Genomic DNA, 368 nt, shown 5'->3' with positions numbered 1-368 from the left:
CCACCGCTTGGTGTTCTTTTTGGGGGGGGGGGGTGGTGGGTGGGTGCTATACCCCGCGCTGCCCCCCGCGGGGGGGGGGGGTGGGTTTTTTTTTTTTTTTGGGTGGGGCCCGCCCTCCCCAATCATTTGGGGGTGTGGGGGGGGGTTTGTGGGGTGGTTGGTGTTCAGGTGGCGGGGGCTGGTGGGGGGGGGGGTTTTTGTGTTTTTTTTTTTGTTGGTGGTTGGCTGTTGTGATTTTTTGGTTTTGTTTTTTTTGTTTTTGTTTTTTTCATATTGTTGGCTTGGGTGGGGGGGGGTTGTGTGTTTTTTTTTTTTGGGGGGGGGGGGGGTCCGGTATTTTTTTTGTGGGTTGTTGGGGCCTTCCCCCA

Annotated in this window: 1 pseudogene; it reads right to left on the bottom strand. The window is 55.7% G+C overall.

The features are described 5' to 3' along the window. Window positions 1–164: 164 nt before the first annotated feature. Window positions 165–368 (bottom strand): annotated as a pseudogene (locus RCF13_RS26270) (hypothetical protein); the annotation flags it as partial.

Source organism: Stenotrophomonas maltophilia group sp. RNC7, assembly GCF_030910085.1.
Classification (GTDB): Bacteria; Pseudomonadota; Gammaproteobacteria; order Xanthomonadales; family Xanthomonadaceae; genus Stenotrophomonas; species Stenotrophomonas sepilia.
This window is presented reverse-complemented; position numbering and strand designations above follow the sequence as displayed.